Source organism: Streptomyces caeni, assembly GCF_042678285.1.
Taxonomy (GTDB): domain Bacteria; phylum Actinomycetota; class Actinomycetes; order Streptomycetales; family Streptomycetaceae; genus Streptomyces; species Streptomyces caeni.
Genome location: NZ_JBHUDX010000167.1, coordinates 1 through 1,377, shown reverse-complemented (window position 1 = coordinate 1,377; position 1,377 = coordinate 1). Strand labels below are relative to the sequence as shown.

General features: G+C 68.9%; 1 protein-coding gene. It reads left to right on the top strand.

The annotated features are described in order from the left end of the window. Positions 1 to 105: 105 nt before the first annotated feature. A partial coding sequence (locus tag ACFSL4_RS37475) for an ISL3 family transposase (protein ID WP_381092592.1) occupies positions 106 to 1,377 on the top strand: 1,272 nt, incomplete at its 3' end.

Here is a 1,377-nt window from a genome sequence, read left to right as displayed (position 1 = left end):
GGTGTGTGATGTGTATGGCGGGACTGGCCCGGACGCAGGACGCCCGTGGTTCCTGGTTGATCATTTCTGTTCTCTACGCAGAAGGATCATGGGGGAGCCACGGGCTTGGTCAACGATACGACGTTGCTGCTCGGTCTCGACGGGGTGTCCGTCGTGCGGGTCGAGTCACTGGCCGACGGGACGCGTCGGGTGCACCTGATCACGGCGGACGAGGCGGCGCGGGCCTGCCCGTCCTGCGGGGTCATCGCCTCCCGGGTGAAGGGGCCGGCGGTGACCCGGCCGCGTGACATCCCCTACGGGGATCGGAAGTTGGAGTTCTTCTGGCACAAGCGCCGCTGGTGGTGCCGCGAGCCGAAGTGCCCGAGGAAGTCGTTCACCGAGAGCATCGCCCAGATACCGGCCGGGGCGCGGGTCACCACCCGGCTGCGCCAGGCGGCTGGGCACCGGGTGCGCGACGCCGGCTCCACGGTCATCCAGGCCGCCCGCGACCTGCATCTGTCCTGGCCGACGGTGATGGGCGCCTTGCGCACATCGGGGCGCGAGGTCGTCGACGCCCCACTGCCCGAGGTGAACGTGCTCGGCATCGACGAGACCCGGCGGGGCAAGACGAAGTGGGAGCAGGACCCAGACAGCGGCAGGTGGCACCTGGTGCGGGATCGGTGGCACACCGGCTTCGTCGACGCTCTCGGCACCGGCGGGCTGCTCGGGCAGGTCGAGGGCCGCACCGTCGCCGACGTCCTGGCCTGGCTCGCCACCACACCGCTGACCTGGCGAAAGAGTATCCGCCACGTTGCCATCGACATGTCGGCCACCTACCGCTCGGCGGTCCGCACCGGCCTGCCGCACGCGATCGTCGTCGTCGACCACTTCCACGTCGTCCAGCTCGCCAACAAGATGCTGTCCATGGTCAGGCGCCGCACCACCGCCGAGATCCGGGGCCGACGCGGACGGGCGAGCGACCCGGAGTGGAAGGCCAGACGACGGCTTCTGCGCAACCGCGAGGATCTCACCGATGACCAGTTCGCCACCATGTGGAACACCCTCCTGGGCGAGGGGAAGATCGGGCAGACGCTGCTGACGGCGTGGATTGCCAAGGAGAACCTGCGCAACCTCCTCGCCTTGGCCCGCACCCGGGCCGACCGCCAGCAAGTCGGCCATGCCCGCTGGAAGTTCCTCACCTGGTGCGCGGACTCCGACATCCCCGAAGTCCGAACCCTCGCTGCCACCGTCGACCGTTGGTGGACCGAGATCGCCGCGTTCATCGACACCGGCCACACCAACGCCAAGAGCGAGGGCATCAACCGCGTGATCAAGCTCGTCGCCCGCAATGCGTTCGGCTTTCGCAACGCGGACAACCAACGGCTACGGACACGCTGC